The sequence below is a fragment of the Streptomyces sp. NPDC003027 genome, from assembly GCF_053591435.1.
Window position 1 is genome coordinate 301,135 of sequence record NZ_JBSFTU010000003.1, and the last position, 24,002, is coordinate 325,136.

25 protein-coding genes and 1 pseudogene are annotated in these 24,002 nt (G+C 71.3%); 11 read left to right on the forward strand and 15 right to left on the reverse strand.

What is annotated here, in order from left to right:
* Positions 1–76: 76 nt before the first annotated feature.
* Positions 77–1,129, forward strand: a complete 1,053-nt coding sequence (locus tag ACWDX6_RS04685) for a LuxR C-terminal-related transcriptional regulator (RefSeq protein ID WP_451483469.1) — start codon at positions 77–79, stop codon at positions 1,127–1,129.
* A gap of 117 nt (positions 1,130–1,246) precedes the next feature.
* Here the strand turns inward: ACWDX6_RS04685 and ACWDX6_RS04690 are convergent, their stop codons facing one another.
* The 6 genes from ACWDX6_RS04690 to asnB form a co-directional block, all read right to left on the reverse strand.
* The gene (locus ACWDX6_RS04690) at positions 1,247–1,450 is read right to left on the reverse strand and encodes a hypothetical protein (RefSeq protein ID WP_451483470.1); all 204 of its coding nucleotides are present in this window, start codon (positions 1,448–1,450) and stop codon (positions 1,247–1,249) included.
* Positions 1,451–1,678: 228 nt separating this feature from the next.
* A complete protein-coding gene (gene mshA, locus ACWDX6_RS04695; protein WP_451483507.1) occupies positions 1,679–2,965 on the reverse strand; it encodes a D-inositol-3-phosphate glycosyltransferase in 1,287 nt (428 codons plus the stop codon).
* Positions 2,966–3,099: 134 nt separating this feature from the next.
* Entirely contained in the window at positions 3,100–4,665 is a 1,566-nt protein-coding gene (locus ACWDX6_RS04700; protein WP_451483471.1) for a class I tRNA ligase family protein, read from the reverse strand.
* 16 nt (positions 4,666–4,681) lie between these two features.
* Entirely contained in the window at positions 4,682–5,428 is a 747-nt protein-coding gene (locus ACWDX6_RS04705; protein ID WP_403287654.1) for an SDR family oxidoreductase, read from the reverse strand.
* 94 nt (positions 5,429–5,522) lie between these two features.
* Complete coding sequence (locus ACWDX6_RS04710) at positions 5,523–6,512, reverse strand: PrpF domain-containing protein (RefSeq protein WP_451483472.1); 990 nt, start codon at positions 6,510–6,512, stop codon at positions 5,523–5,525.
* Positions 6,502–8,316 carry an asparagine synthase (glutamine-hydrolyzing) gene (gene asnB / locus ACWDX6_RS04715; protein WP_451483473.1) on the reverse strand — a complete coding sequence of 605 codons (1,815 nt, stop codon included), beginning with the start codon at positions 8,314–8,316 and terminating at the stop codon, positions 6,502–6,504. Before asnB ends, ACWDX6_RS04710 begins: the two co-directional genes overlap by 11 nt.
* Positions 8,317–8,490: 174 nt before the next feature.
* Between asnB and ACWDX6_RS04720 the strand changes: the two genes are divergently transcribed.
* From ACWDX6_RS04720 to ACWDX6_RS04730, 3 genes are all read left to right on the forward strand, one after another.
* A complete protein-coding gene (locus ACWDX6_RS04720) occupies positions 8,491–9,231 on the forward strand; it encodes a PIG-L deacetylase family protein (RefSeq protein WP_451483474.1) in 741 nt (246 codons plus the stop codon).
* A 286-nt stretch (positions 9,232–9,517) separates the two neighbouring features.
* On the forward strand, positions 9,518–9,814 hold the full coding sequence (locus tag ACWDX6_RS04725; RefSeq protein ID WP_451483475.1) for a hypothetical protein: 297 nt from the start codon (positions 9,518–9,520) through the stop codon (positions 9,812–9,814).
* 158 nt (positions 9,815–9,972) lie between these two features.
* Complete coding sequence (locus tag ACWDX6_RS04730) at positions 9,973–10,611, forward strand: GNAT family N-acetyltransferase (protein WP_451483476.1); 639 nt, start codon at positions 9,973–9,975, stop codon at positions 10,609–10,611.
* Between the two features lie 41 nt (positions 10,612–10,652).
* On the opposite strand, the pseudogene ACWDX6_RS04735 reads toward ACWDX6_RS04730, so the two are convergent.
* Positions 10,653–10,904, reverse strand: a pseudogene (locus ACWDX6_RS04735) (ATP-binding protein); the annotation flags it as partial.
* A 346-nt stretch (positions 10,905–11,250) separates the two neighbouring features.
* The gene (locus tag ACWDX6_RS04740) at positions 11,251–12,597 is read right to left on the reverse strand and encodes a tetratricopeptide repeat protein (RefSeq protein ID WP_451483477.1); all 1,347 of its coding nucleotides are present in this window, start codon (positions 12,595–12,597) and stop codon (positions 11,251–11,253) included.
* Between the two features lie 147 nt (positions 12,598–12,744).
* Here ACWDX6_RS04740 and ACWDX6_RS04745 point away from each other — a divergent pair, with 147 nt between their 5' ends.
* The 4 genes from ACWDX6_RS04745 (at position 12,745) to ACWDX6_RS04760 (ending at position 14,958) form a co-directional block, all read left to right on the forward strand.
* Positions 12,745–12,930 (forward strand): hypothetical protein, encoded by a 186-nt coding sequence (locus tag ACWDX6_RS04745; protein ID WP_356691646.1) that lies wholly within the window; start codon positions 12,745–12,747, stop codon positions 12,928–12,930.
* 237 nt (positions 12,931–13,167) lie between these two features.
* A complete protein-coding gene (locus ACWDX6_RS04750) occupies positions 13,168–13,422 on the forward strand; it encodes a hypothetical protein (RefSeq protein ID WP_451483478.1) in 255 nt (84 codons plus the stop codon).
* A 173-nt stretch (positions 13,423–13,595) separates the two neighbouring features.
* Positions 13,596–14,039, forward strand: coding sequence for a hypothetical protein (locus ACWDX6_RS04755; RefSeq protein WP_451483479.1), 444 nt, complete (start codon positions 13,596–13,598; stop codon positions 14,037–14,039).
* 82 nt (positions 14,040–14,121) lie between these two features.
* On the forward strand, positions 14,122–14,958 hold the full coding sequence (locus ACWDX6_RS04760) for a protein kinase domain-containing protein (protein WP_451483480.1): 837 nt from the start codon (positions 14,122–14,124) through the stop codon (positions 14,956–14,958).
* A 151-nt stretch (positions 14,959–15,109) separates the two neighbouring features.
* On the opposite strand, the gene ACWDX6_RS04765 is transcribed toward ACWDX6_RS04760, so the two are convergent.
* The gene (locus ACWDX6_RS04765; protein ID WP_451483481.1) at positions 15,110–15,319 is read right to left on the reverse strand and encodes a hypothetical protein; all 210 of its coding nucleotides are present in this window, start codon (positions 15,317–15,319) and stop codon (positions 15,110–15,112) included.
* 116 nt (positions 15,320–15,435) lie between these two features.
* Between ACWDX6_RS04765 and ACWDX6_RS04770 the strand changes: the two genes are divergently transcribed.
* Together ACWDX6_RS04770 and ACWDX6_RS04775 are read left to right on the forward strand one after the other, a co-directional pair.
* On the forward strand, positions 15,436–16,287 hold the full coding sequence (locus ACWDX6_RS04770; protein WP_451483482.1) for a helix-turn-helix domain-containing protein: 852 nt from the start codon (positions 15,436–15,438) through the stop codon (positions 16,285–16,287).
* On the forward strand, positions 16,268–16,483 hold the full coding sequence (locus ACWDX6_RS04775; RefSeq protein ID WP_451483483.1) for a DUF397 domain-containing protein: 216 nt from the start codon (positions 16,268–16,270) through the stop codon (positions 16,481–16,483). The genes ACWDX6_RS04770 and ACWDX6_RS04775 overlap by 20 nt, the downstream gene beginning before the upstream one ends.
* A 21-nt stretch (positions 16,484–16,504) precedes the next feature.
* Here the strand turns inward: ACWDX6_RS04775 and ACWDX6_RS04780 are convergent, their stop codons facing one another.
* The 3 genes from ACWDX6_RS04780 to ACWDX6_RS04790 form a co-directional block, all read right to left on the reverse strand.
* Positions 16,505–17,128 carry a LysE family transporter gene (locus ACWDX6_RS04780; protein WP_451483484.1) on the reverse strand — a complete coding sequence of 208 codons (624 nt, stop codon included), beginning with the start codon at positions 17,126–17,128 and terminating at the stop codon, positions 16,505–16,507.
* Positions 17,125–17,436 (reverse strand): DUF2087 domain-containing protein, encoded by a 312-nt coding sequence (locus ACWDX6_RS04785; RefSeq protein ID WP_451483485.1) that lies wholly within the window; start codon positions 17,434–17,436, stop codon positions 17,125–17,127. The genes ACWDX6_RS04780 and ACWDX6_RS04785 overlap by 4 nt, the downstream gene beginning before the upstream one ends.
* 104 nt (positions 17,437–17,540) lie before the next feature.
* Positions 17,541–17,816 carry a hypothetical protein gene (locus ACWDX6_RS04790; RefSeq protein WP_356891500.1) on the reverse strand — a complete coding sequence of 92 codons (276 nt, stop codon included), beginning with the start codon at positions 17,814–17,816 and terminating at the stop codon, positions 17,541–17,543.
* A gap of 255 nt (positions 17,817–18,071) precedes the next feature.
* On the opposite strand from ACWDX6_RS04790, the gene ACWDX6_RS04795 reads away from it, so the two are divergent.
* A complete protein-coding gene (locus ACWDX6_RS04795; protein ID WP_451483486.1) occupies positions 18,072–19,364 on the forward strand; it encodes a vanadium-dependent haloperoxidase in 1,293 nt (430 codons plus the stop codon).
* 24 nt (positions 19,365–19,388) lie between these two features.
* Here ACWDX6_RS04795 and ACWDX6_RS04800 read toward each other — a convergent pair whose 3' ends face one another.
* From ACWDX6_RS04800 to ACWDX6_RS04810, 3 genes are all read right to left on the reverse strand, one after another.
* On the reverse strand, positions 19,389–23,096 hold the full coding sequence (locus tag ACWDX6_RS04800; RefSeq protein ID WP_451483487.1) for a non-ribosomal peptide synthetase family protein: 3,708 nt from the start codon (positions 23,094–23,096) through the stop codon (positions 19,389–19,391).
* 151 nt (positions 23,097–23,247) lie between these two features.
* Positions 23,248–23,910, reverse strand: a complete 663-nt coding sequence (locus ACWDX6_RS04805; RefSeq protein ID WP_451483488.1) for a maleylpyruvate isomerase family mycothiol-dependent enzyme — start codon at positions 23,908–23,910, stop codon at positions 23,248–23,250.
* On the reverse strand, positions 23,910–24,002 hold a 93-nt coding region (locus ACWDX6_RS04810), incomplete at its 5' end, for an adenosylhomocysteinase (RefSeq protein WP_350978958.1). The genes ACWDX6_RS04805 and ACWDX6_RS04810, both read right to left, overlap by 1 nt.

Genomic DNA, 24,002 nt, shown 5'->3' on the forward strand with positions numbered 1-24,002 from the left:
GGTACGAGGACATCCGTCCCGCCCTGTGGCAGGGTGAGACGGGGAGACGCGGATCAACGAGGGGGGTCACTTCGCCATGGCCACGACGGGCGACGCCACCGGCAGACACGGATCCGAGGCGTTGCTGACCCTCTATCAGGAGCTGCGCGGCCGTGGCGTGTCGAGCTTCCGCGAGGCATGCGCGGAGCTGCGGCTCACGCCGGAGGAGTACGAGCGATGCCGGGCCGAACTGACCTCGCTCGGGCTCATCGTGCCGACGACCAGCACCCACGCCACGATCAACGACGTACGGGACGCCAACTGGCGCCCGGACACGGACACGGTGGCCACCGTCGATCCCGAGATCGCGCTCCTGCGGCTGCTCGACCGCGAACGCGAGCGGCTGCGCGAGCACCTGGCCGAGGCCGACAAGGCGTACAGCACCCTGGAGACGCTTGCGGGGACCTTTCTGCGGGCCGGCTCGCTGACCCGCTCCGAGATCGCCGTCGAGGCCATCACCGACTACCGCCGGATCCAGCAGGCGCTCGAGGACATCATCGACGTCATGCAGGAGAACTCGGCCTCCATGTATCCGAGCGGCCCCACTCGGCAGATCCCGGAGCGGATCCTGAACCGGGACCGCCGGCAGCTGGGCAACGGCGTGCGGGTCCGCGCCATCTACCACACGAAGGACGCCGGAAAGCCGGAGCTGGCCGACCTGTTGAGCCGGCGGGTGGCGCTCGGGGTGGAGGTGCGGCTCGCCCCCGTCATCCCGATGAACATGGTCATCGCCGACCAGCAGTACGCCATGGTGCCGATCCGGCCGGACGAGCCGCGCGAGGGGGCGATCCTGGCCCGCGGGCCGGTGCTCGTCCGCTCGTATCTGAGCCTGTACGAGCACTGCTGGCACACCGCCTCCCCCTACGGGGACGACGTGGCCCCCGAGCGGGGCGGCGACGGGCTGTCGGAGCAGCAGCGGGCGGCCCTGCAGATGCTCGCCACGGGAATGAAGGACGAGAAGATCGCCCGGAATCTCGGGGTGTCACTGCGGACCGTGAGCCGTATGCTCTCGGAACTCATGCAGGAATTGGGCGCGTCGAGCCGGTTCGAGGCCGGGGTGCGCGCGGTGCGCCTCGGCTGGCTGGACTGAAGAACCGATCGAGCGCCGAATAGGGAAAGCCCCGCGGTCACCGTGCGGTGATCGCGGGGCTTTCTCGTCTCCAGTTGATTGCCGCTGACTCCCCAGCCGAATTCAGCTCGTCCCGGGTCAGTTGGTCGGCGCGACCGGGGAGGGGGAGGGAGTGTTCGGCCAGTCGACCTCGGCGCCGGACGCCTGCTGCGGGACGGAGGCCGAGGTGGTGCCGGGGGCGGCGACCAGGACGGCACCGCCCGCGACGGCGATACACGCCACCGCCGCGAGGGCGAACTGGCGGACGGTCCTGCGGACACCCGAGATTCGGACAGCAGACATGATTCCTCCAGGAGTTGGAATGTGAATTCCGTCTTCCGGGGGCCCGTGCCGCCGGGCGTTCCCTGAAGACATCTCTATTCTGGCCCGCCCCCGGAAACCGATCCAGAGTTCGTCTCTGCGTGGACCCGCCATGGCGTGGATGCGTCAAGGAGCCCTCAATAGGAGCTGTCCGCAACGGAATTACGCGATCCGGAGCTTCCCGTATCTTTGGTCCAACCAAAAGTGGTGCTAGACTTGTGCTACGGCCTTCTCGTTCCTCCAGGAGAGAGAGGCCGCCGGGGCAGGGGCGTGCCGCCGCCCCTGCCCCACCCTCAGGGCGTCCCGCCGCGCGGACTCGTACACCTCGATCGTCCGCGCGGCGGAAGTACGCCAGCTCATCCCCCGGGCATGGCGGACCGCCGCCTCCCCCATCGTCGCCCGCGCCGCCGGCTGCCCGGCCAGCCACAGCAGCCGGCGGGCGTACTCCACCGGGTCGTGACCGGGTACGAGCAGCCCCGTCACCCCGTCCCACACCGCCGTCGGCAGCCCGCCGACCGCGGCCGCGAGCACCGGAGTCCCGCACGCCTGCGCCTCCAGGGCCACCAGACCGAAGGACTCGCTGCGCGAGGGCACCACCAGCACGTCCGCCGCCCGGTACCAGTCCGCGAGCCGCCCCTGCGGTACGGGAGGGCAGAGCCGCAGCACGTCGGCGACGCCCAGCTCGTGCGCCAGCCGCGGGACGGTGCCCTGGCGGGTCGCCCCCGAGTGGCCGCCGATCACCGGCACGACCAGCCGGCGGCGCAGATCCGGCGCCAGCCGCACCAGCTCCGCGATGGCCCGTACGAGCACGTCGGGGCCCTTGAGCGGCTGGATGCGGCCCGCGTAGAGCGGCACGAACGCGTCGGCGGGCAGCCCGAGTCGGGCGCGCGCCGCCGCCCTGCCGTCGGCGGGACCGAAGGTCCGCAGGTCCACGCCCGGCGGAACGACCTCCGTGCGCGGTTCCTCCGCCCCGTACAGCGACCGCAGCGCCTCGGCCTCGTCGGCGGTGTTGGCGATCAGCCGGTCCGCCGAGACCACCACCTGGCGCTCGCCCCGGACGCGCAGCTCCGGCTCGGGGGTGTCGCCCTCCGCCAGGGCCGCGTTCTTGACCTCGGCGAGGGTGTGGGCGGTGTGCACCAGCGGTATCCCCCAGCCGACGGAGGCGATCCGTCCGGCCTGGCCGGAGAGCCAGTAGTGGGAGTGGACCAGGTCGTAGCGGCGCCGCTCCTTGAGCAGGGCCAGCGAGAACGGCACGACCAGGTCGGGCATCGCCTCCTTGGGGAGGGCCTGGCGGGGACCCGCGTGCAGGTGCCGGACCCGGACGCCCGGCGCGAGGTCCACCCGCTCGGGGCGGCCCTCGCCGCGGCAGCGGGTGAACAGGTCGACCTTGGCGCCCTGTTCGGCCAGGGCGCGGGAGAGCTCGACCATATAGACGTTCATCCCGCCGGCATCCCCGGTACCGGGCTGGTGGAGCGGGGAGGTGTGGACGCTGAGCATGGCGACGCGCAGGGACACGGGGGGCTCCTGTGAGGGGCGGGCCGCGTGCCCCCGCGCGTCGCGCGCACGGCCACGCGGCAGGGATGGGGACTTGCGTACTACTGGGGTACTTAGTTGCTTAGTAGTAGAAGGGGTCAGAAACCGAAGACCGGACCGGACGGCGGGGCGAGCCGGGTCCCCGGCAGCGGACCGGTCAGCGCGTGCCAGTCGACCGGCCGTCCCGGCTCGACCTGGAGCGCGGCCGCGAGGCGGCCCGCGCCCTCCGGCATCACCGGCCGCGCCCAGGCCGACAGCGCCGACGCGAACGCCAACTGCGCGGCCAGAGCGGGCAGATGACGGCAGGCGGTGGTCGGCCGGCAGCGCTCATGGGCGTTGACATGGCCGAAGTCGGCCACCGAGCGGACCATCTCGTCGAGGACGGCGACCGCGCGGCGCGGGTCGAAGGCGTCCGGACCGTAGGCGTCCCGCAGATCGTCCACGGCCCGGTGCAGCCGCCGCTCCAGGATCTCCCAGCCGGTGCCGCCGGGCAGCGCCTGCGGGGCGAGACCGGCGCACTCCTCCCGTACGGAGGAGAACAGCCGCGACAGCCAGCTGTTCCAGGACTCGTCCAGCTCCTGGCGGGCGGCGGCGAGCCGGTCGCGGGAGAAGACCGTACGGCGGCCCGTCGGACGGGCCTGGAGGACGTGCCGCCGCAGCGTGTCGGAGCCGTACTCGGTGAGCAGGTCCAGCGCCCAGACGTTGCCCTCCTGGACACCCTCCTCGATGACGTACGACTCGTTCACGCAGAACTCCTGCGGCAGCTTGATGTCCTGCGCGAGGAGCAGCACGGGCAGCAGCACGGCGTGGCAGAAGGCGTGCCCGAAACCGCAGAAGTGGATGGCGCGGCGGGGCAGCGGACCCTTGGTGTCGTAGCCGAACAGATGCATCGCGGCGGCCTCGAAGCAGCCGTCGATACGGTGGTCGGGGAAGCCCTCGACCGGCACCGCCAGACCCCACTCGGCCGGATGGCCGACCGCGATGTCCGGCAGCCCGTCCTCGACGAGCGACTCGCACAGCGCGGCGAGCCGCGGCGGGAGCCCGGCCGTCGCCCAGTAGTCGGCGAGCGTGTCGCGGAACGGCTCCAGCGGGACGTACAGCCGGCGGCAGCGCTTGGCGAGCGCCGGGGTGCCGCAGAGCGAGCAGCGCGGCGCGATCAGATCGCCGCCGTCGTTGGGGCGGGCGCACTCGTGGCACATCCCGCCGTCGCTGGCTACACCGCAGTGCGGGCAGGCGCCGGTGACGTGGGCGCCGTACAGCCACCGCTCGCAGGGCTCGCAGTACGGCAGCAGCCGGGTGCGCGGGGCGATGACGCCCTGGGCGTAGAGGCGGCTGAAGAGCTCCTGCACCCAGCGGCCGTAACCGCGGTCGCGGCGGGGCCGGACGATGTGGTCGAACTCCACGCCGGAGCGCAGCCAGTCGGCGGTGATCGCCGCGCGGTAGCCCTCGGCGACCTCCTCGGGCTTGCGGTGGTGGCGCAGGGCGCGGACCTCGACGGAGCTGGCGTGGTCGGCGGTGCCGGTGGTGAACCGTACGGCCTCGCCCTCGGCGCGCAGGTACCGGGTGAGGACGTCGGCGGCGACGTACGGCCCCGCGAGATGACCGATGTGCAGTTCGCCGTGGGTGGCGGGAGGGGTGGCGGTGATCCAGACGGGCGTGCTCATGGGGACCTCCTGAGCGTCAGCGAGGTTCGAAGTGGAAGCTGCGGATGAAGCAGTCACGCGGCTGTTCGACGGCATAGACGATGCATTCGAAGAGCGCCTGGGTGGTGAGCTTCTCGTCGGGTGCTATTCCGTCCGGGTTGGCTCCGTCCCATTCGGCGACGCGTGGATCGGAGATGGAGAAATCCGGGGGGTAGAGGGAGAAGACGCGGACCCCGGAGGGGCGCAGCCGACGGGAGAGAATGTCGGCGAAACCGGCCTGCGCGCTCTTCGCCGCCCAGAACGCCTCGTGTGCGGCGCCCGCGGTGGCGGCGGAGGCGCCCTCGGCGTCCCGTACCGCGACCATGTTGACGATGTCCGGGCGCAGCGAGCCGCGCAGCAGCGGCAGGAAGTGCTTGACCATCAGGACGGTGCCGCCGGCGGTCGACTCGATCGTCTCCACGATCTGGTCGTCGCTGGCCGCCTCCAGGTCCATGCCGTCGAGCCACCGGGCGCCGTTGTTGACCAGCAGGTCGACCCGGTCGGTGCGTTCACCGACCTGGGCGGCGAACTCCCGGATCTCCGCGGGCCGGCTCAGGTCGCAGCCGAAGGCGTGGATACGGTCGCGGGCGGAGCCCATGACTTCGGTACGGGTGCGCTCTGCGGCCTCGACGGTGCGGGCCGACACATAGACCTCGGCGCCCAGATGCGCGAATCCGACGGCGAGCGCGCGGCCGAAATAGCGGGACGCTCCGGTCACGACGACACGCAGGTTCTCGAATTTCATGCTCGTCTGCTCTCCCCTGCCCGGTGGGCGAATGCGGTCGAAATTCAGCGTGGCAGAGGAAACGTCGTCGAAGCCCGGTGGGAGCGGTGCGCGTTCACGCCGTTGCGTGGATACGCCAAGGCAGTTCGAGGCGTTCGAGCACGGTCGCGCGCTTGTGGTGGACGGCGACGTGGTGGGCGCCGCAGGAGACGGTGACGGGTCCGCCGGGGGTGGCCACCGGGCCGTCGACGCGCGGCACGACGGTGCCTTCGGCGTACGCGGCGGCGGCGAGGGCGGCGGCTCCGGTGAGCGCGAGCCGGGGGTGCCAGCCGCCGACGGTGAGGGCGCGGACGGCGATGCGGCCGCCGCCCGCGGTGAACAGGGCGATCTTCGGCAGCGCGGAGTGCGGCGGATGCCCGAGCCGGCGTGCGGCGTGCGCGCGCAGCGCGAGGAGCCGGCGCAGCGTTCCGTCCCCGGCCCGGAACAGCGCGCCGGCGGTGTGGACGCCGAGGTGCGCGGCGTCGACGAAGACGTACGGATTGCCGTACCGCACGAGGGAGACGGGCAGACCGCCGAGCACGTCGACGAGCCGCCCGGTGGGGAAGGTGCCGGGGGCGTCGGGGGGCCGGAGGAAGCGCAGGGTGTACGGCGGAGGGTTCCGGACGTCGGCGCGGCTCTCGGGTCGGGCCCCGGGTCGGCCCTCCGGGCGGCACTGGACGTCGTCGCCCGTGGTGACCGCGTGCACGGTGAGGGGGCCGGGGCGTGCGGCGGCGACCACGCAGGCGAGCAGCGAGTGCCCGCACCCCGCGCGGAAGTCGAAGCCGCCGTCGGGCAGGGTCTGCACGAAGCGGTAGTCGAGGTCCCGGCCGGGCCGGGCGGAGGGCCCGTACAGCGCGATCTTGCTCAGCCGCGCGTACGGCGTCCCGGCCAGGGCCCGCCGCAGGGCGACCAGCTCTCCGCGCGAGGCCAGTGCCCCACGGGGGAGCCGGTCCAGCTCGACGACGAGCGTGGGACCGGGCGCGTCCTCGGCCCGTACGACGGTGGCGGCGACCCGCTTCCCGGCCCCGCTCCCCCGTGCGCCGCCTCCGCGGGCGTCACGCCGCACAGCCGACCGGGATCCGCATGCCCTGGACGACATCGGTCCACAGCTCGTGCACCGCGAGACCCCACAGGGCCAGCGCGTCGCGCTGCGAGGGGTGTTCGAGCTGGCGGGCGAGGAGCTTGCGGACGCGGTCGGCACGGACCTTGCCGCCGAGGACCAGGCGGGCCGGGGAGAGCAGTTCGCGGACGGTGTCGAGCAGCGGGCCTCCCGGGGCCAGCATGGCCGCGATCGGCAGGGTGAACGGCTGCTTGGGCCGGTTCAGGACCGGCGCGGGCAGCAGGTCGCGGCCCGCCTCGTACAGCGCGCGCTTGCCTCGCCGCGCCTCCGGGGGCAGCGAGCGCGCGTACGCCACGACGCCGGGCTGGCAGAACGGCAGCCGGGCCTCCACCCCCCACGCCATCGACAGGTGGTCCACCCGCCGCAGGTGGTAGGCGGGCAGCCGCCATCGCGTCTCGAACGCCGTCATCGCCGTCAGCCGGTCCGCCCCCACCGCCTCCGCCGACCGCAGCTCCTGCTCGATCCGGTCGGCGGCCGAGCCCTGCTCGGCGATGTACGCGCGGTACGCGGGCGTGTAGAGGTGCTCGCGCAGCATCCGGGGGGCCGCCGACAGCGCGTCCGCGTAGGCCCCCGCCCAGTCCGCGCCCCGCGGAGCGTCCAGCGCGGCGCGCATCCGGTCGTACCCGCCGAAGAGTTCGTCCGCGCCGTCGCCCGTGAGCGCCACCGTGAAGCCGCTCTCCCGTACGGCGCGGAACAGGGCGTAGGTGGAGAGCGCGATGGGGTCGGCGTTGGGCTGGCCGAGGTGGCGGACCGTACGGGTCAGGAGCGAGCCCAGCTCGTCGGGGTCGATCGTGACCTCGTGGTGCGTGGTCCGGGCCCGGCGTGCGACGGAACGGGCGTACGCGGCCTCGGAGTCGGGCCATGTGCCGCGGTAGGTGAGGTGGAAGGTGTGCGGCGGGGGCGCGTCCGCCTCGCGCGCGTACTCGGCGGCGAGGGCGGTGACGATCCCGGAGTCGAGGCCGCCGCTGGTGATCGCGCAGACGGGCACCTCTGCGCGGGCGAGCCGCCGCACCTCGTGCCGCAGCACGTCCTGCGCGTCGCCCACCGGGGCGGCCGGGTGCGGGGCCCTGCGCCGGACGACGGGCGCGCTGCCGGGCCGGACGACGGCGGTGGCGCCGGGCGGCAGCACCTCGATGCCGTCGAGCGCGGTGCGGGCGGAGAACGGCGTACGGGTGGCGAGGACCGTGTCGAGGGTGTCCTCGCGCGGGGAGATCCGCACGCCCTCGAAGGCGAGGAGCGCCGGGATCTCGGAGGCGAACCGCGTCGAGCCGCCGTGGGCGTCGTGCGGGTCGTGGTGGAGGTGGATCGGCTTCATGCCCATGTCGTCGACGGCGAGGACGAGCCGGGTGCGCCCCGGCCGGAGGTCGAGGACCGCGACGGCGAACATGCCGTCGAGGTGCTCGGCGAACGCCGGTCCGTACTCCGCGTACAGCGCGGGGAGCACGTTGCCGTCGCAGCGGTCGGGGAAGCGGTGGCCGCGGGCGGCGAGGTGCCGGCGCAGCTCGGTGTGGTTGTAGATCTCGCCGTTGAGGACGGCGAGGATGCCGGGCAGGTGGGGCAGCCGGTAGGGCTGCTGCCCGCCGCAGGGGTCGGTGACGGCGAGCCGGTCGCACCCCAGGGACCAGCCGGGCCCGCTGAGCACTTCGTGCTCGTCGGGGCCGCCGTGGCGCTGGCGGGCGGAGACCGCCGCGAGCTCGGCCGGCTCGGGGCGGGCCGCCCCGGCGGCGAAGGAGCCGAAAATCCTGCACATTACCGGTCGCCTCCGGTTCGTCCGCGGCCCGCCGGTGACCCCGGCGGCCGCACGTCTCATGTCGCAACCAATGATTTGAACCTACCAACTTTTTGGATGGCGCGTAAGTGCCATGTCCGGTTCACGCCACGAGATGGCCTTGCGACGCCCCCGCCACCCCAACAGGCTGGCCCCATGGAGGACTTCGCGACCGATCAGACAGACCGCAGCGCCCCCGCATCCCTGCTGGTGGTGGCCGCGCACCCGGACGACATCGAGTTCTGCGTGAGCGGCACGGTCATGCAGTGGGTCGAGCGCGGCACCCGTGTCACGTACTGCATCGTCACGGACGGCGGCGCCGGCGGTTACGACGAACAGCTCCCGCGCCAGGCGATGGCGGACCTGCGCCGCGCCGAACAGGTCCACTCCGCCAAGCTCAGCGGCGTCGCCGACGTCCGCTTCCTCGGCTACCCCGACAGCTTCGTCGAGCCCAGCGTGGAACTCCGCCGCGACCTGTGCCGTGTCATACGGGAGGTGCGCCCGCAGCGGGCGATCATCCCCTCCCCCGAGATCAACTGGGCCCGCGTCGCCGACCTCCACCCCGACCACCGCGCGGTCGGCGACGCCTGCCTGCGCGCCGTCTACCCCGAGGCGCGCAACCCCTTCGCCCACCCCGAACTGCTGAAGGACGAGGGCCTGGAGCCGTGGATCGTCCACGAGCTGTGGCTGATGACGGGCCCGACACCCAATCAGTACGTCGACGTCACCAGCGTCTTCGACCGCAAGGTGCGGGCGCTGCGAATCCACACCTCCCAGACCGCCCACTTCGACGACCTGGCCGGGCTGCTACGGGAGTGGCTCAGCGAGCACGCGACGGCGGGGGGCCTGCCGGCGGGGCGGATGGCGGAGGCGTTCCAGATCGTGCACATCGACTGAGCTTGAGTTTTAACCTTTGCTGTTGCCTTCCGTCTCCTCGTTTGCAGGTCCGAGCTGGCTTGCTACCGCGGGGCGCATGCACCCCGGGTTCTGGAACACCACCGGTCCAAAGCCTCGTCTCCCCGGTGTTCCAGAACCTCCTGCCTGGCGCCCTGGCCAGGGGAGACCATGGGAGATGCATCCCGGACCACTAGAACCATGGTTTCAGGATGACCAACAACAAGACCGCGTGCCAGCCGTCGGGCATGTCCGTAACCTTCCTGATCACAGACATGTTGATCGCAACATGCACACACGGATCTTCACCAAAAGTATCGGTATCGGCTGCACTGTCGTTCTCGGCGCACTGGTCAGCGCCCAGCCCGCGTCAGCCGGAGGCATCCTGCCCATCGCCGGCCCCGCGTTCGGCAACCTCTGCCACAACACATCCCATGCCGGTGCCAGCGGCGCAACGGCGAGCAGCGCCAGCACCGTCGGCGGCAACGTCGCTCAGCTCCCCCAGGACGACAGCTACCAGCACTGCGGCGGCGCGGAACTTGGTCTCGTCACACAGCTAATCGGCCCCCTGCCTGTCAACGACTGACGCCCCGCTCGTCACCGGGCTACTCCCAGTACGGGCGTTCACACGCTGTTCGACATCCGACATCATCTGCCGGGTTAAAACTCAGGCTGAGGGGGCGTCGAGGTCGGGGGGCGGGGGCGGATGACGTCGCTCGGTCAACGGCGGTCAGAATCAGGCACATGCAGTCATACACTCCTGCTTCCTCCGCCACCCCCTGGCCCCGGGCGGCCGTCGCCGGCGACGCGCCGGCGGTCGGCCGGGCCATGGCCGCCGCGTTCGACGACGACCCGATGATGCGGTGGCTCTTCCCCGACGAGGCCGGTCGTACCGACGGGCTCGGCCGGTACTTCGCGACCCTCTTCGCCCGCCAGTACCAGCCGTACGGCTTCTGCGAGGTCACCGGGGACGGTGCCGGCGCCTCGTTCTGGGTCCCGCCCCGGGCGCGCGAGAAGGCGGTCCCCGACCAGGAGACCATAGGCGCACTGACCGACATCCTCGGCCCGCGAGCGGCCCGCCTGCGCGCGGGCGTCGAACTCGCCGCCGCGCACACGCCGGAGCGTCCGCACTGGTACCTCGCCCTGCTCGGCGCCGACCCCACCGTCCGGGGCCGGGGCCACGGGGCGGCCCTCCTGCGCTCCGGCCTCACCCAGGCCGACGCCGAAGGGGCCCCGGCCTACCTGGAGTCCTCCAAGGAGGCCAATCTCGCCTTCTACGCCCACTTCGGCTTCACGGAGACCGGCCGCGTCCAACTCCCGGACGGCGGCCCCACGCTCTGGCAGATGTGGCGCGAACCGGCGACCGGCGGCTCGCGGGTCTGAGACTCCCAGGGCGGCCACCGAGACCGCGGCCGCCCCGGAACTCACGGGCACACGCCCGCCGGCCGAGAGCCCGGCAGCTCACACCAGACCGTCTTGCCGCCGGGCCCCTGCTCCACCCCCCACCGCGTCGAGACGGCCTCCAGCAGCGCGAGCCCCCGCCCCGACTCGCACGCGCCGGTCGCCTCCCGCAGCACCGGCCACACACGCGGGTCGGGGTCGGTCACCTCGACACGGGTCCGGCCGTCGGACGTGTCGTGTACGTGGACGGTGACCGGGGTGCCCTCGCCGACATGGATGCGGGCCCGGGGCATAGCAGCCGCTCGGGTTCCTGCTGTGCGGTCGCACGGCCACGGTGGCGGACCACTTCCCCGACTCGCGCCGCTCACTGGTCGCTCGGGGTGTTGCCGATCCTGACGCGTTCTCTCGTCTGCGTTCGCTGTGCTCGACGTGCCACAACCGCGAGACAGCGAAACGCCAACCGGGCGGATGGGCAGCCGAGCGTGTCCCGCCTCGCCGCTGGTGACGCCAACCAGGGGGGTACTCCCCTCTCTCCCGCCAACAGATCGGCAGGGAGGCGAAAAACTCTGATGGCTCATTAGGCCATTTCTGTGGGGCACCCATTCCCTGAATCGGCTATTTCTATTGAGGGAGCAGTCGCACCGGAGTCACCAATCGAGCCCGCTCAAACAGGTCCCGGGCCGCGTGATTTTTCATAAAAGGACGAATCCTGCTGTGCATGGTCTTGATCCGCTCGTCCGCCCTTCCGGATTGAAGACTGGGGTAGTCCTCTAGAGCGAGCGTCCACGTCTGGCACGCGGCTTCAAGGTGGCCTAGCTCTAGCTGCCTCTCGGCGAGAGTGCAGCGATGCCGGACCCTGGCACGGCGGTAGACGCTCTGCCGAATCCGGTCGGACTGTTCCATGGCTTCGATTGATCCGGCGATGTCTCCGAGTTCGTACCGGACTTGGCTCGTGTGGTACAGGAGCGACGACGGGTCGTAAGATCCGAAAGCCTTGGACTGCGACTCCGCCTTTTCCATGGCCACTTCGGCTTCTCGCAGGTAGCGCTGTGCCTGGACGCGAGCCCCCGTCTGCGCCGCCGCATGGGCTTGCTGCCCGACGAGAAAGGCGCGCATTCGCGGGCCGGCTTGCGGGGAGGCAGCCGCCGCAGCGTCCGCGAGGCGCATTGCCTGCGCGCCGTGCCCCAAGTCGACTGCTTGAACGCTCATCCCTCGTAGGGTGGTGCAGAACGTCAAGTGATCCTCGGACGCTCCGGCGAGTTCAAGGGCCTTTAGGTAATACTTCTGTGCCAGACCATGAAGCCCCTCATCCACTGCCATATAGCCCGTGAGGTAACAGAGGTCCGAGACCGCACTTATCATCGCTTTGCGGACGGATTCCGGGGCTTCCATCCGCAGATACGGAGCCGCTGTGTTCACCAGGAATGCGGCAGCCATGGGCCGGGCAGTGCGCCCCCCGAACTGGTCGTCAAGCTCAGAGATGCGCTCAGTCATCGCGGAAACAGTCTGGACGTCGGCCATCCCTATGCGCTGGACGTCACCCTTTTGGACGACTTCCATTCTGCCGACGACATCAGGCCAGTTGGGAATGGTCAGCGCAACAGAGAAGAGGCCGACGCCGAGGACGCTCCGGCGGGACGGGTCCATGTCTTGCCTCCCCAGGTCTAACAGCCCCTCCACCGTACTGGGATGGGCCGGCTGCTGATCGGCGGAAGTCGCGGGGAACCTGGCCTCGCTGTTCGTCACCGGGCGCCGCAGCTTGCGGGCAAGGGCTTCCAGGATGAGCGGGCGCACGTCCTCTTTGGGCATGTGCCCCTTGAGCCACTGATGCACCGATGGCTCTCGGTATCGGAGGGGCGTCCCTCGCTCCGTCCCCAAGCGGTTGATCTCCTGCGCGAACCGCCGCAGCGTCCACCCGGTTTCCCGGTACAGCCGCTCAAGCCCCGCGTTCGGTTCCGGGTTTCCCACCGGTCCTCAACTCCCCGCGCCGTGAAGCCGCTTAAAGCTCTTAAGTCCTGCCCCTGTTGCAACGGTACCGCCGAGCGTAGTCGCGCGGTTGCCTAGTGCGAGCAGAGATCACCGCAAGGGACGACGCCACAGCGAAGGACCACGGACATGGATCACAAGCCCGCCCGCGAGACCGAAGACGTGGACGAGTTGGCCGCCCTGATACAGGCGGGCGGGTTCTGGCGACTCGCGCCGGAGTGGGTGCCCCGGAGCGGCTACGTGTCGCCCACGCGGCCCGTACTGCTCCGGGTGCGTGACGGGTTGGAGCGGAAGGGGCGCCGTGAACACACCTGAGAGCCCGCGCGAGCACCCGCGGGTGTGGGAGCCGGGAGAAGTCGTCCAGGACACGAGAACGGGCCGTGTGGGGCGCGTGATGGGCCCCGTCGGCCCGCGCTACCAGCTTCGCCCGCTGAATGGGGGTAGGGAATGGGAAGCCGACCCGGCAGAGATGTCCCCGGCGCGGCAGTCGGACGCGCTTACGGAACGCGTGGCCGAAGCGAATCGGCTCAGCCGGAAGTACGGACCCCCGGCGTGGTGAACCGTCGGCCCAAGCCGTACGGGAACACCGGTCTCGTTGTCGGGCTCAAGGTGTACGAGTCCTCGCACGACATGGTGGGCGTCGTCGCCGGGTTCGCCCCCGGCGGGATCGTTCGCCTCATCCGGCCGACCGGCTACGCCTGGTCGTCCCCCTGGACCCGGGTGCGCCCCGCCAACGAGCGGGAGCAGCGTCAGCTTGCCGCCCTCGCCAGGCTCCACCGAACGCGCTGTGCGGGGCTCGCCGCGTAGGCGGCCGGCTCACGGCGCAACCCACGAACTCCGCTCTCCTCCCGTGAACTCACACCGGAGGCTCCCCCGTCTTCCGTCCGGGAGGAGAGCGGGCACCACTCCCGTCCGTCGAGTGACGGCAAGGACGGTCGGGTGCAAGTGCAGTACTCCACATCCAACAGGAGGAAACAGCCATGACGGCTACCGCAAATGACCTTCGCACCGGCCGGGCACTGGTCGACTCGGCGCTGTTCGACAGCATCGCCGAGTTCGCCATGACGCACTTCGGCTACGACCAGGCGAAGGCGGAGCGTGCCACGGATCAGGCGCTCGCATTCCTCGCCACGGTCGGCACGGCCACGGTCAAGATGGTCCCGAGCGACGACGTGGACGGAGCGCTTCACGCGTTCATCCTGCACACCGCCGACTACCGCGAGTTCTGCCACAAGCACGCGGGCCGCTTCCTGGAGCACAACCCGCGCCCCGGCGGCGGGGGCAGGGTCCTGGAGGAGGTCCAGGCGACGGCCCACGCGATCAAGGCCAACGGGTTCATGGTCATGGACGACCTGTGGACCGTGAACGGTGAGAACGCCGCGCAGTGCGACTCGGACTGCGGACGCGACTACCGGGCCGTCTGACCGCCGGTACTCTCCGGCCCGTGAAGTGAGCGGAGCCGATTCCCGACGTTCGGGGGTCGGCTCCGCCGTTGGAGGTGAACGCATGAGTTCCGAAGGACCATACGAACCGCCCGAGGGCGCGCTACTGCTCCTGAATCCCGGGAACAAGCGGCTCGTTCTCAATCGGCGGGGGTCCACCGTCTGGGAGGTCGAGACGGACCTTGGCCCGTACGCGGTGAAGGTGGGCTATCCCACCAAAACCCACGCGTGGACCGCACTTGCCCCCGCCCGCGAAGCTGCGATTCTCCGGCAGCTCACCCATGAACGCATTCTCAGCGGGGAATGGGAACGCGGCACGTGGAGCGCTCAGCCGTGGCGGAAGGGCGACAGCCTTTATGAGCTGTGGGAGCCGCACCGAATCGAGGCGGACGCGCCCACACCGGATCTCGGCGAAGCACTGTCGTGCGCCGTCGCCCTGGCCGCCCTGCACGAGAAGGGTTGGGTCCACGGGGACGTTCAGCCGGCTCACTTCATCATCGGGCGTTCCGCCGGAACGTTCCTGATCGATCTCGCCCTCGCTCAGGGCGGCGGCAAGGTTCCCCGTCGCTATGACTTCCCGTATCGGGGATGTCTCGTCCACTACGAAGCGCCGGAGATCTCCGCGAGCGTCCTGGAATCGAGCACGGCCACGCCGACGCGGGAAGCCGATGTGTACGCGCTGGGAGCGGCGCTGTTCATCAGCGCGACAGGGTGGCGCCACGTCGCCTACCCGGACGACACACCCCGCGAGGTCCAGCGGCAAGCCATCGTGGCGGGCCCCCACCGACCGGTGAACGTGCCGGGGGTGCTGGGGTCCCTCATCCCGCACATGCTCAGCCGCTCCCCCGCCGACCGGCCGACGAGCGCGGAAGTCTGCGAGACCCTGAGCGCTGCCCTGTAGAACCCTCTACGCCCCGTCCATGCGGTCGCCCTCGGGCCGCGTGGGCGGGGCTTTCGTGCGTTCATCCCCGCAGGTCAAGGGCCTCGCGATAAGCTGTGGTTCCGTTGGTTCACGCGCAGGGCCAGCAACTCCAGTCGCAGGGACGACGGGGTCATCCCTCGGCCGCCTGCCGCAGCACGCCCGCGAGTCGGCGGGCAGTCGCCACGTTGCAGTTGCCGAGCGCGACCAGCGGCGGGCGGACCGAACACCCGGCGAGGGTGACCACGTCGACGCCGAGCGACGGCAGAGTGATGCCGTGAGCTGCGAGGGCGGCGCGGAGGGCGTCGATGTCGGGGTGGATGTCGTACGCGTCGTCGTCCATGAGAGCCGTACACCTTTCGTTGCGTGCTGTGACGAACCCCTCACACGCTGCCGCGTCCGGTCCTACCGTGGAAGGGTTTCCCGCTCCACGGCGCAAGGTGCGAAAGGCGGTCAATCGTGGCTGCACGGAAGGAAATCGACGGCTCGGCGAGCGTGCCGGAGTTCTACGGAAAGGAACTGCGCTTCAAGAGGGAGGAGGCGGGGCTGACGCTGGAGAAGCTGGTGTACGGCAGCTTTTACGGGGTCACGTATCTGAGCGAGATCGAGCACGGGAAGCGCCGTATGCCGGTGGATCTGGCTCAGCACGTGGACCGGGTGCTCGGCACGGACGGCTTCTTCCAGCGTCGCTGCGAGGACGTGCGTAAGGCCAAGCAGGGCGCACACGCAGCGTACTTCGCGGCAATCGCGGAGGCGGAGACGCGAGCTCGAGGCATCGACGAGTGGTGCAACGCGCTCATTCCCGGGTTGCTACAGATCCGGGCATACGCCCAAGCCGTCATCCACGCCACGATCCCCCTGGAGACCCCGGAGGAGGTCGAGGCGTTGATCCGGGCGCGGCTGGAGCGGGCGAAGCTCTTCGACGACCCGAAGAAGCCAGAGTACTGGGCCGTTCTTCACGAATCTCTGCTGAGTAACTCCATGATTCCGGCCGCCGACATGGCCCAGCAGCTGGAGCACATCGCGGAGCTGGTGCACCGCAGGCGCGTCGTTGCACAGATCCTTCCGTGGAACGCCCCCACGCAGCCCTTCATGGCGATGCCGCTCAAGTTCATGGAGTTCGACGATGAGCCGCTGCTGATGTACACCGAAGGCCCGTACCACGGGCAGACGGTGGACGATCCGGCCCTCGTGAAGCAGTACCGCAAGGCATACGATCGGCTGAGGGCCGCCGCCTTGCCGCCGGAGGCGTCCCTCGCCCTGATCGAACAAGCAGCTGAGGACCACCGACATGGCCAGCAACGCCATTGACCCGACCACCGTCGTCTGGCGCAAGAGCAGCTACAGCAACGGCTCCGGCGGCGACTGCGTCGAAGTCGCGCTCGACGCCCCCGGCCTCGTCCCCGTCCGGGACTCCAAGCGCCCCCACGGCCCCGTCCTCGTGCTCACCGCCGCCGCCTGGACCCCGTTCGTCGACGCGGTCAAGGCGTCGGCGACGACCACCTAGCCGACGCCTCCCCGCACACGGTCACGCCACCAAGTGCACCGCCAGCGCCGTGATCAGCGTGCTCGATGCCAGGGCCGTCGTGAGGCGGGCGCGCGGGCCCGTCAGGGTGTGGCCGAGGAGGGTGCCGCCCGTGGCCAGGAGGAGTTGCCAGCTGGCGGAGGCGGCGAGGGCGGCCAGGACGAAGGCGGTCTGGTCGACGGCCGTCGTCGGGGCCGACGGGCCGGTGGCGAGGACGAGGGCCGCGAAGTAGATCACGGTCATCGGGTTGAGGATCGTGATGCCGAGGAAGGTCAGATAGGCGCGCAGGGGCGTGGGGAGGCTGTCGTCGTCTCTTCCCGCGAGCGTCCGCCCGCGGTACGCGCGCAGCGCCGTCCACGCCGAGCGGGCCGCCAGCGCCACCAGGACGAGCGCCGACGCCCAGCGCAGCGGGGTCATGACGGGGGTGAGCAGCGGGACGAGGGCCGCGCCGCCGGCGACCGCGACCAGGGCGTAGACACCGTCCGCCGTGGCGACGCCGAGCGCCGCGGCCGCTCCCGTACGCCAGGTGGTGCGGGCCGTGACCGCCACCAGGTAGGCGCCGACCGCGCCGACCGGGATCGCGATGCCGTAGCCGGCCAGCAGGCCGGCCACCACCGCGGCGGTCACGCGACGGCGGGGATCGCGCCTCCGGGGGAGCCGGCCTGCTGCTGTCGGTGGTAGCGGGCGCCGTCCTTCGTACGGGAGAGCAGGCCACCGGTCACGAGATAGCGGCGCAGGGCCGGGAAGTCGTCGTGGACGGTCAGCAGCGCCTCGTTGACCTCGCGCTCGGTGTAAGAGCGGGCGGGCTCGAAGAGCGTCTCGGCCAGGTGGGCGAGGAGCTGCTCCCGGCGGGCCGGCCTGCGCGGGATCGCCTTCAGGCGTCCGGCGGGGGAGAAGAGGTCCGCCACGGGGCGGGAGTCGGAAGGGGAAGTCATACGCCGAAGAGTGGCGCCCGGGCCCGGCCCCCGGCAAAGGATTTTCCCGACCAGGAGGGTGCACGGGGGCGCCGGGGCGCGACCGCCCGGCCCGCAGCGCTTCCCTAGCGCGTCACCACGCGCGACGCCTCGTAGACCTTCGGGCGGGCCGCCGTCATTCCGGAGGACTCCAGGATCGGCAGCGCCTTCTCGGTGAAGGCGCGGAACGCGTCCGCCGACTCCCACAGGTCCACCACGATCCAGCCGTCGTCGGTCTTGCCCCCTGCGTGGGCGATGAAGCCCTCGGCCGGCCACCACGGCGCGCCGGTGAGCTTCTCGCTGTTCTCCTCGTACTGCTCCTGCGTGACGCCCGGCATCTCGATGACGACGATGACCGCCATGGTGGCACTCGCTCTCCGGTCGTGGGGCTCGGTGCTCCTCAGTCGAACAGCCCGCCAGGAGCACCGCACCAGGGCCGCGCCCATCCGGACCACGGCCGGACACTCCCTGTCCGGTGCCCCCTGGCATCCGACCGCCGAGCGGGTGGTGCGAACGCCCAGACGGTTGGTTCGGCCTCGGTCCGGCGTTGCTTCCTCCCACCGGGGGTCATCTCTCTGAGGAGTCATGCCGAGACGCTTGGACAGAAGGAACCCGCGATGCGCACCAGAGGGGTCGGCAGAGGCAGGGCGGCGGCGGTCGCGACGTTGCTGCTGATGGGAACGTTGAGCAGTCAGCCCGCCGGGGCGGCGACCACCGCCCCGAAGCCGGAGACCGACTCGTCGGTGATCACGGAGTGGGCGGAAAGGGTGTCCGCGACCGTGGACCCGGAGGGGCTGCTGCGTGCTCCGGAGGAGGCGGTGTGGCACGCGTATGTGTCACTGGCCATGTACAACGCAGTGGTGGGCATCGAGGGTCGCTATGCCCCGTACCGGTGGCGAGCGCGTGCTCCGCACGGTGCGTCGGCCGAGGCGGCTGCCGCGACGGCGGCGTACCGGATCCTGCTGGCCGGGTTCCCGAAGGCCGGGCCCGTGTTGGAGAACGCGTGGACGGCTTCACTGGCGAGAGTCCCGGACGGACCCGCCGAGCAGTCGGGAGTGGCGTTCGGGGAGCGGGCGGCGAAACACATCATGGCCCTGCGCGCGAACGATGGGCGAGGTGCTTCGGTGCCGTTCTCGCCCCTCTCAGTCCCCGGTGGGTGGCGGCCGACGCCGCCTGACCACGGGGACTTCACCACGGCGTGGATCGGTCGGTTGCGCCCGTTCCTCATGGATGAGCCCAGCCAGTTTCGCCCTGGCCCGCCTCCCGAGCCGACCTCGGCGCGGTACGCACGGGATCTGGCGGAAGTGAGGGCGTACGGCGCGAAGAGCGGTTCCCTCCGGAGTGCCTGGCAGACGGAGACGGCGCTGTTCGCGGCCCGTGTCGAGATCCCGAAGGCGCTGGGTGACCACGCCGCACGGCACGCCTTCGACATCTCCGAAACGGCTCGGCTGTACGCCGCCGCGAACACCGTCATGATGGACGCGATGATCGCCGCCTGGGACGCCAAGCTGCACTACGCCACGTGGCGGCCGATCACCGCCATCCGCGAGGCGGACAATGACAACAATCCCGCCACCCGGGCGGATCCGACGTGGGAACCCCTTCTCACTACGCCTGCGCACCCCGACTACCTCAGTGGCCACGCCGCCACGGCGGGAGCCCTGATGCGGACCCTGGAGGAGGTTCTCGGCACCCCCCGCGTCGACCTCGACATCCATTCGCCCAGCACCGGCACCACCCGGCACTACGAATACTCCGCGGACTACGTCCGCGACGTCGTCGACGCGCGCGTATGGTCCGGAATCCACACGAGGACAGCGGACACCGTCGCCAGCGCCACAGGGAAACGGGTCGCGGAGTGGATGCTGAAGCGATACTTCCTGAACACCCAGGGGGCTGGCCCCCGGTAACAGGCCGGCGGGGCGAAACGCCCCCTAATGCCCCAGGCGGTACCTGATCTTCTTCACCAGCTCCTGGAGGTCCGGCTCCCGCAGCAGGCTGTAGTGGTCCGCGTCCAGTTCCACCACCGTCGGCGGGCGGGACGCCCAGCCGTGCGCCGTCTCCAGGAAGGAGTAGTCGTCGCCCCGCGCCTTGAAGATCGTCACCGGGCAGTTCACCCGGCGCTCGGCCAGCTCGCGGAAGGTGTACGTGAACTCGAAGGTCCGTTCCACGATGGCGACGATCCGCCGGATCAGCTCCGGGTCGAGCGCCGGGAAGCGCTCCGCCACGTGCGCCGTGAACGACCCGGCGTCCGTGACGGTCCCGGGCACCTCCTCCAGCGCGCCCGCGAAGACCGAGTGGAGGATCGCGACGAAGGCGGGGTTCCCGTACGAGGCGCCGCCCGCCGCCGATTCGGAGCGCGCCTTCGGTGACCCCGGCGCGATCAGGAACAGGTGCTCCACCTGCTCCCCCGCCGCCTCCAGGAGGTGCGCCGATTCGAAGGCCACGCGGGCGCCGAAGGAGTACCCCCACAGCGTGTACGGTCCCGCCGGCTGCCGGCGCCGGATCGTCTCCACGTCGGCCGCCGCCATCTCGCGGATCGTGCCGTAGGGCGCCTCGCCGCGGTTGACGCCGTGGGCCTGCACGCCGTAGAAGGGGCGGTCGATGCCGATCTCCTCCGCCAGGAACCGCAGGTTCATGGTGTAGCCGCCGAGCCCGGGCCAGCAGTAGACGGGTGACCGCCCGCCCGCCGCGTGCAGGCGGACGAGCCGGGAGGCCGGCGAGGCGGCCGCGCCGTCCACCCGGTGGGCGAGCTTCTCGATCGTCGGGCACTCGAAGAGGATCTGGAGCGGCAGCCGGCCGCCGAACTCGCGGTTGATCCTCGTGATGAGCGCCACCGCGATCAGCGAGTTGCCGCCGGACTCGAAGAAGTCGTCCTGTACGGAGACGGCGTCGACCTCCTCGTACTTCAGCGCCGCCGCCCAGATCTCCGCGAGACGGGTCTCGGTCCTGGTGCGGGGCGGGACGTGCGGACGGCCGTGCAGGCCGGCGTTGACGACGGCGAGCTCGCCGAGCGCCCTGGTGTCGACCTTGCCGTTGGCGGAGAGCGGCAGCCGGTCGAGGACCACCACCCGGTTGGGGATCATGTAGTCGGGCAGGTGGCGGGCGAGGTCGTCGCGGATCATCTCGGCCGGGCCCTGCATGTGGACCGTGTCCTCGTACATCCCCTCGCTGAGCCGCTGCTCCTCGCTGACCCGGCCGCCGACGAAGAAGTACGAGGGGCCGGTCGGGCGCCCGGCGGCGGCGAGGACGGCGTCCACGCGGCGGGCGGCCGGGAGGGGGTGGCCGGACAGGGAGCTGTAGCCGGACGACATGAACCCGAGGCTATGGCCGCCGAGTTGGAGGCGCTGGAGGGTGCGGCCGAGGTCGACGTAGGCGAGCGCCGGGTCGGCGGTGCGGCTGACGGCGGTGATGCCCAGGCCGGCGCGTTCGTAGACGGCCTGGTTGATGGCGATGACGTGCTTCTTCTCGACGAGGTCGGCGCAGAGCGGCCACAGCGCGCCGTCGCGGTACCAGTACTGGCCCGCCGGGAGGTCCGCGATCCGGTCGGGGTGTGCCTGGACGTAGAGGTCGACCTCCGGCTCCGTCCTGGCCTCCTCGTCGTACGGGACGAGCTCGAAGCCGTCGCCCCCGGCGCGCGGCCGGATGTCGAGTCCGTAGCCGGGCAGGATCTCCTCGAAGAGGCCGACCATGTGGCCCGTCTCGATCTCCAGGACCTCGCGGATGTTGTTCTTGTAGACCGGTTCGATCGCGGACCTCTTGCCGACGAAGCGGACGCGGAGGAAGGGTTCGGCCTCGGCGGTGAGGGGCCCGGTCAGATACAGGCGGTGGTGGACCGGGTGGTAGTAGTACGTCCCCGGTTCCAGGCCGGCGGTCCCGCACACCTCCACGTACAGCTGGGTCGCGTACAGCGCGCCGGGCGAGGCGTAGCCGTACTTGGGCAGCAGCCGCTCCTCGCTGGTGAACTGGCCGAACCAGCGGAGGATGTCGCCGAGGTCGGCGGCGGTGAGGGTGCCGACGGCGCGGGAGCCGACGCCCTCGGGGCGGCGGTCGAGGGCGGCGAGGACGTCCGCCGCGGTCGCCTTCCCGCCCTCGTAGAAGCGGTAGGTCTTGCGGGCGAAGACGGTGCGGCGCATGCGCGCGGAGGGGGTGCGGCCGGGCAGCTCGACGACGGGGCGGCCGGCGAGGTCGGCGGCGTCGCGGGTACCGGCGTTGGAGAGCTGGGCCTTGACCTGGAGCTTGCTCTCCTTGGACTGGTGGTGGGCGCCGTGGTTGCCCTGGTCCATGAGGGCGGCTTCCTTGGGCGAGAGCTCGACGCAGGCGACGAGGTTCTGGAAGCCGGTGCGCGGCTCGTCCTTGACGATGACGGCCGCGTTCCTGACCCAGTCGTGGTTCTCGATGGCGAGGGCGATCTCGTCGAGCTCGACGCGGAAGCCGCGGAGCTTGATCTGGTTGTCGGCGCGGCCCGCGAAGTGGGCGGTGCCGTCGTCGTCGAGGTGGGCCAGGTCGCCGGTGCGGTAGAGGCGTTCGCCCGACTCCAGGGTGATGAAACGTTCCGCCGTCAGCTCGGGACGGTCCAGGTACCCCCGCGCCACCTGGACTCCGCCGATGCACAGCTCGCCGTCGCGTATGTGGAAGGCCGTGTCGTACGCCGGTCTGCCGATGGGGACCGCCGCGGGGCCGTCGGCGACGGTGGCGCGGTCGACGGTGTGGGAGGAGGCGTTGATGGTGCACTCGGTGGGGCCGTAGAGGTTGACCAGCTCCGCCTCGGCCGGCAGCTCGGCCAGCAGCCGGACGGCGAGGTTGCGGGAGAGGATCTCACCGCCGGAGTAGACACGGCGGAGGGTCGTGCAGCCGGCGAACCGCTCGGTGTCGAGCAGGGCCTGGAGCAGGGTCGGGACGCACTGGAGCATGGTGGCGCCGTGGGCGCGCACGGCGTCGATGAGGCCCTCCGGGTCGCGGTGGACCCCGGGCGGGCCCACGGCGACGCGGGCGCCGACGGCGGGGGCGAGGATCTCCCACTGGGCGGCGTCGAAGCTCATGGGGGTCTTCTGGAGGACGACGGCGCCGGGACCGAGCCGGTGTTCGGCGGCCATCCAGCGCATCTGGGCGACGATGGAGCGGTGCTCGATCATGACGCCTTTGGGCTTGCCGGTGGAGCCGGAGGTGTAGATGACGTACGCGAGCCGGTCGGCGGTCAGGCCGGGTCGGGAGGTCTGCTCCTCGGCGGCGGTGCGCCGGGCGTGCCGGCCGGCGTCCTGGAGGGTGACGACGGTGGTGCCGGGGGGTGCCAGTTCGGCGACGCGGTCGCGGAAGCGCTCCTGGGTGAGGACGGTACGGGCGCCGCTGTCCTCGATCATGTAGCGGAGCCGCTCCTCGGGGTACTCCGGGGAGAGCGGGACGTAGGCGCCGCCGGAGCAGACGACACCCCAGACGCCGAGCACCAGGTCGAGTGACGGTTCGACGTGGACGCCGACGCGGTCGTCCGGGGCGACGCCGAGATCCCGCAGGTACGCGGCCAGGACGCCGGCGCCTTCATGGAGTTCGCGGAAGGTGAGCGTCTCGTCGGCGTGGACGACGGCGGTGTCATCGGGCCGTTCCCGTGCCTCGGCACGGAGCAGCTCATCGAGGGACGTGCGCATGGAGGTGCCCTTCGTCTGCGGGCCCAGAGGGCCGGGGAATCCGGGGCCGGGACACGGGCGGCCGGGACCCCGGCGGAGAGCCGCCCCCCCCGGGGGCGGAGAAGAAGGGGGGAAGGGCGGGGTGAGGGGGACGCACCCCGCCCTTCCCCGGTCACCGGTAGATGAGCAGTTCCTGCTCGGTCGCGCCCCACAGCTCGTACCGCGTACGCACCAGCGGGCGGCCCGAGTAGAGGCGGATCAAGGTCGCCGCGTCGCCCGTGTAGCGGGCCGGCGGGCGGTCGGGGAGCTCGTTGCCGAGGACCACCGGGGACGGACGGTCCTCAAGGGCCGCCACCAGGCGGGGCGTCTCCCGTCTGCGGCTGGTCACCGCCAGCAGCGGGAGCGCCAGTTCCAGGCTCGCCGCGCCGCAGTACGCGCCCGGTTCGCCGAAGGCCTCCCGGACGTCGCCCGCGTGGACCCACTCCCCCAGCGCGACCGCGTCCAGCGTCCCGTCCGCCGTCTCCGCGATCACCGGACCCGCCTCGGAGAAGCCCCGCTCCAGCTCGTCCAGGATCCGGCCCAGCGGCCACGACGCGCGCTCGGCGACGTCCGCCGCGTTCGCCTCCGGCAGGAAGACACCCTCCTCCAGGCGGCCCTCGACGATCCGGACGAGGGCGGCCCCGCAGTGGGCGAGCACCTGCCGGGCCGTCCAGCCCGGACAGGCGGTCCGCGACTCGAACGCCGCCTCCGGCATGCGCCGCAGCAGCGGCATCAGCGCGTCCCGTTCCGTGCGCAGCAACCGGTCCGGGAGCCAGGGATCACGTACGTAGGACATCAGTAGCGGTAGTGGTCCGGCTTGTACGGGCCCTCGACCGGGACGCCGATGTAGGCGGCCTGCTCCGGGCGCAGGGTCGTGAGCTTCACACC

Coding starts and splice junctions, on each gene's coding strand:
- ACWDX6_RS04685 (WP_451483469.1), top strand. CDS start 77: ATGGCCACGACGGGCGACGCCACCGGCAGACACGGATCCGAGGCGTTG.
- ACWDX6_RS04690 (WP_451483470.1), bottom strand. CDS start 1,450: ATGTCTGCTGTCCGAATCTCGGGTGTCCGCAGGACCGTCCGCCAGTTC.
- mshA (WP_451483507.1), bottom strand. CDS start 2,965: ATGCTCAGCGTCCACACCTCCCCGCTCCACCAGCCCGGTACCGGGGAT.
- ACWDX6_RS04700 (WP_451483471.1), bottom strand. CDS start 4,665: ATGAGCACGCCCGTCTGGATCACCGCCACCCCTCCCGCCACCCACGGC.
- ACWDX6_RS04705 (WP_403287654.1), bottom strand. CDS start 5,428: ATGAAATTCGAGAACCTGCGTGTCGTCGTGACCGGAGCGTCCCGCTAT.
- asnB (WP_451483473.1), bottom strand. CDS start 8,316: ATGTGCAGGATTTTCGGCTCCTTCGCCGCCGGGGCGGCCCGCCCCGAG.
- ACWDX6_RS04720 (WP_451483474.1), top strand. CDS start 8,491: ATGGAGGACTTCGCGACCGATCAGACAGACCGCAGCGCCCCCGCATCC.
- ACWDX6_RS04725 (WP_451483475.1), top strand. CDS start 9,518: ATGCACACACGGATCTTCACCAAAAGTATCGGTATCGGCTGCACTGTC.
- ACWDX6_RS04730 (WP_451483476.1), top strand. CDS start 9,973: ATGCAGTCATACACTCCTGCTTCCTCCGCCACCCCCTGGCCCCGGGCG.
- ACWDX6_RS04745 (WP_356691646.1), top strand. CDS start 12,745: ATGGATCACAAGCCCGCCCGCGAGACCGAAGACGTGGACGAGTTGGCC.
- ACWDX6_RS04755 (WP_451483479.1), top strand. CDS start 13,596: ATGACGGCTACCGCAAATGACCTTCGCACCGGCCGGGCACTGGTCGAC.
- ACWDX6_RS04760 (WP_451483480.1), top strand. CDS start 14,122: ATGAGTTCCGAAGGACCATACGAACCGCCCGAGGGCGCGCTACTGCTC.
- ACWDX6_RS04765 (WP_451483481.1), bottom strand. CDS start 15,319: ATGGACGACGACGCGTACGACATCCACCCCGACATCGACGCCCTCCGC.
- ACWDX6_RS04775 (WP_451483483.1), top strand. CDS start 16,268: ATGGCCAGCAACGCCATTGACCCGACCACCGTCGTCTGGCGCAAGAGC.
- ACWDX6_RS04785 (WP_451483485.1), bottom strand. CDS start 17,436: ATGACTTCCCCTTCCGACTCCCGCCCCGTGGCGGACCTCTTCTCCCCC.
- ACWDX6_RS04790 (WP_356891500.1), bottom strand. CDS start 17,816: ATGGCGGTCATCGTCGTCATCGAGATGCCGGGCGTCACGCAGGAGCAG.
- ACWDX6_RS04795 (WP_451483486.1), top strand. CDS start 18,072: ATGCGCACCAGAGGGGTCGGCAGAGGCAGGGCGGCGGCGGTCGCGACG.
- ACWDX6_RS04800 (WP_451483487.1), bottom strand. CDS start 23,096: ATGCGCACGTCCCTCGATGAGCTGCTCCGTGCCGAGGCACGGGAACGG.
- ACWDX6_RS04805 (WP_451483488.1), bottom strand. CDS start 23,910: ATGTCCTACGTACGTGATCCCTGGCTCCCGGACCGGTTGCTGCGCACG.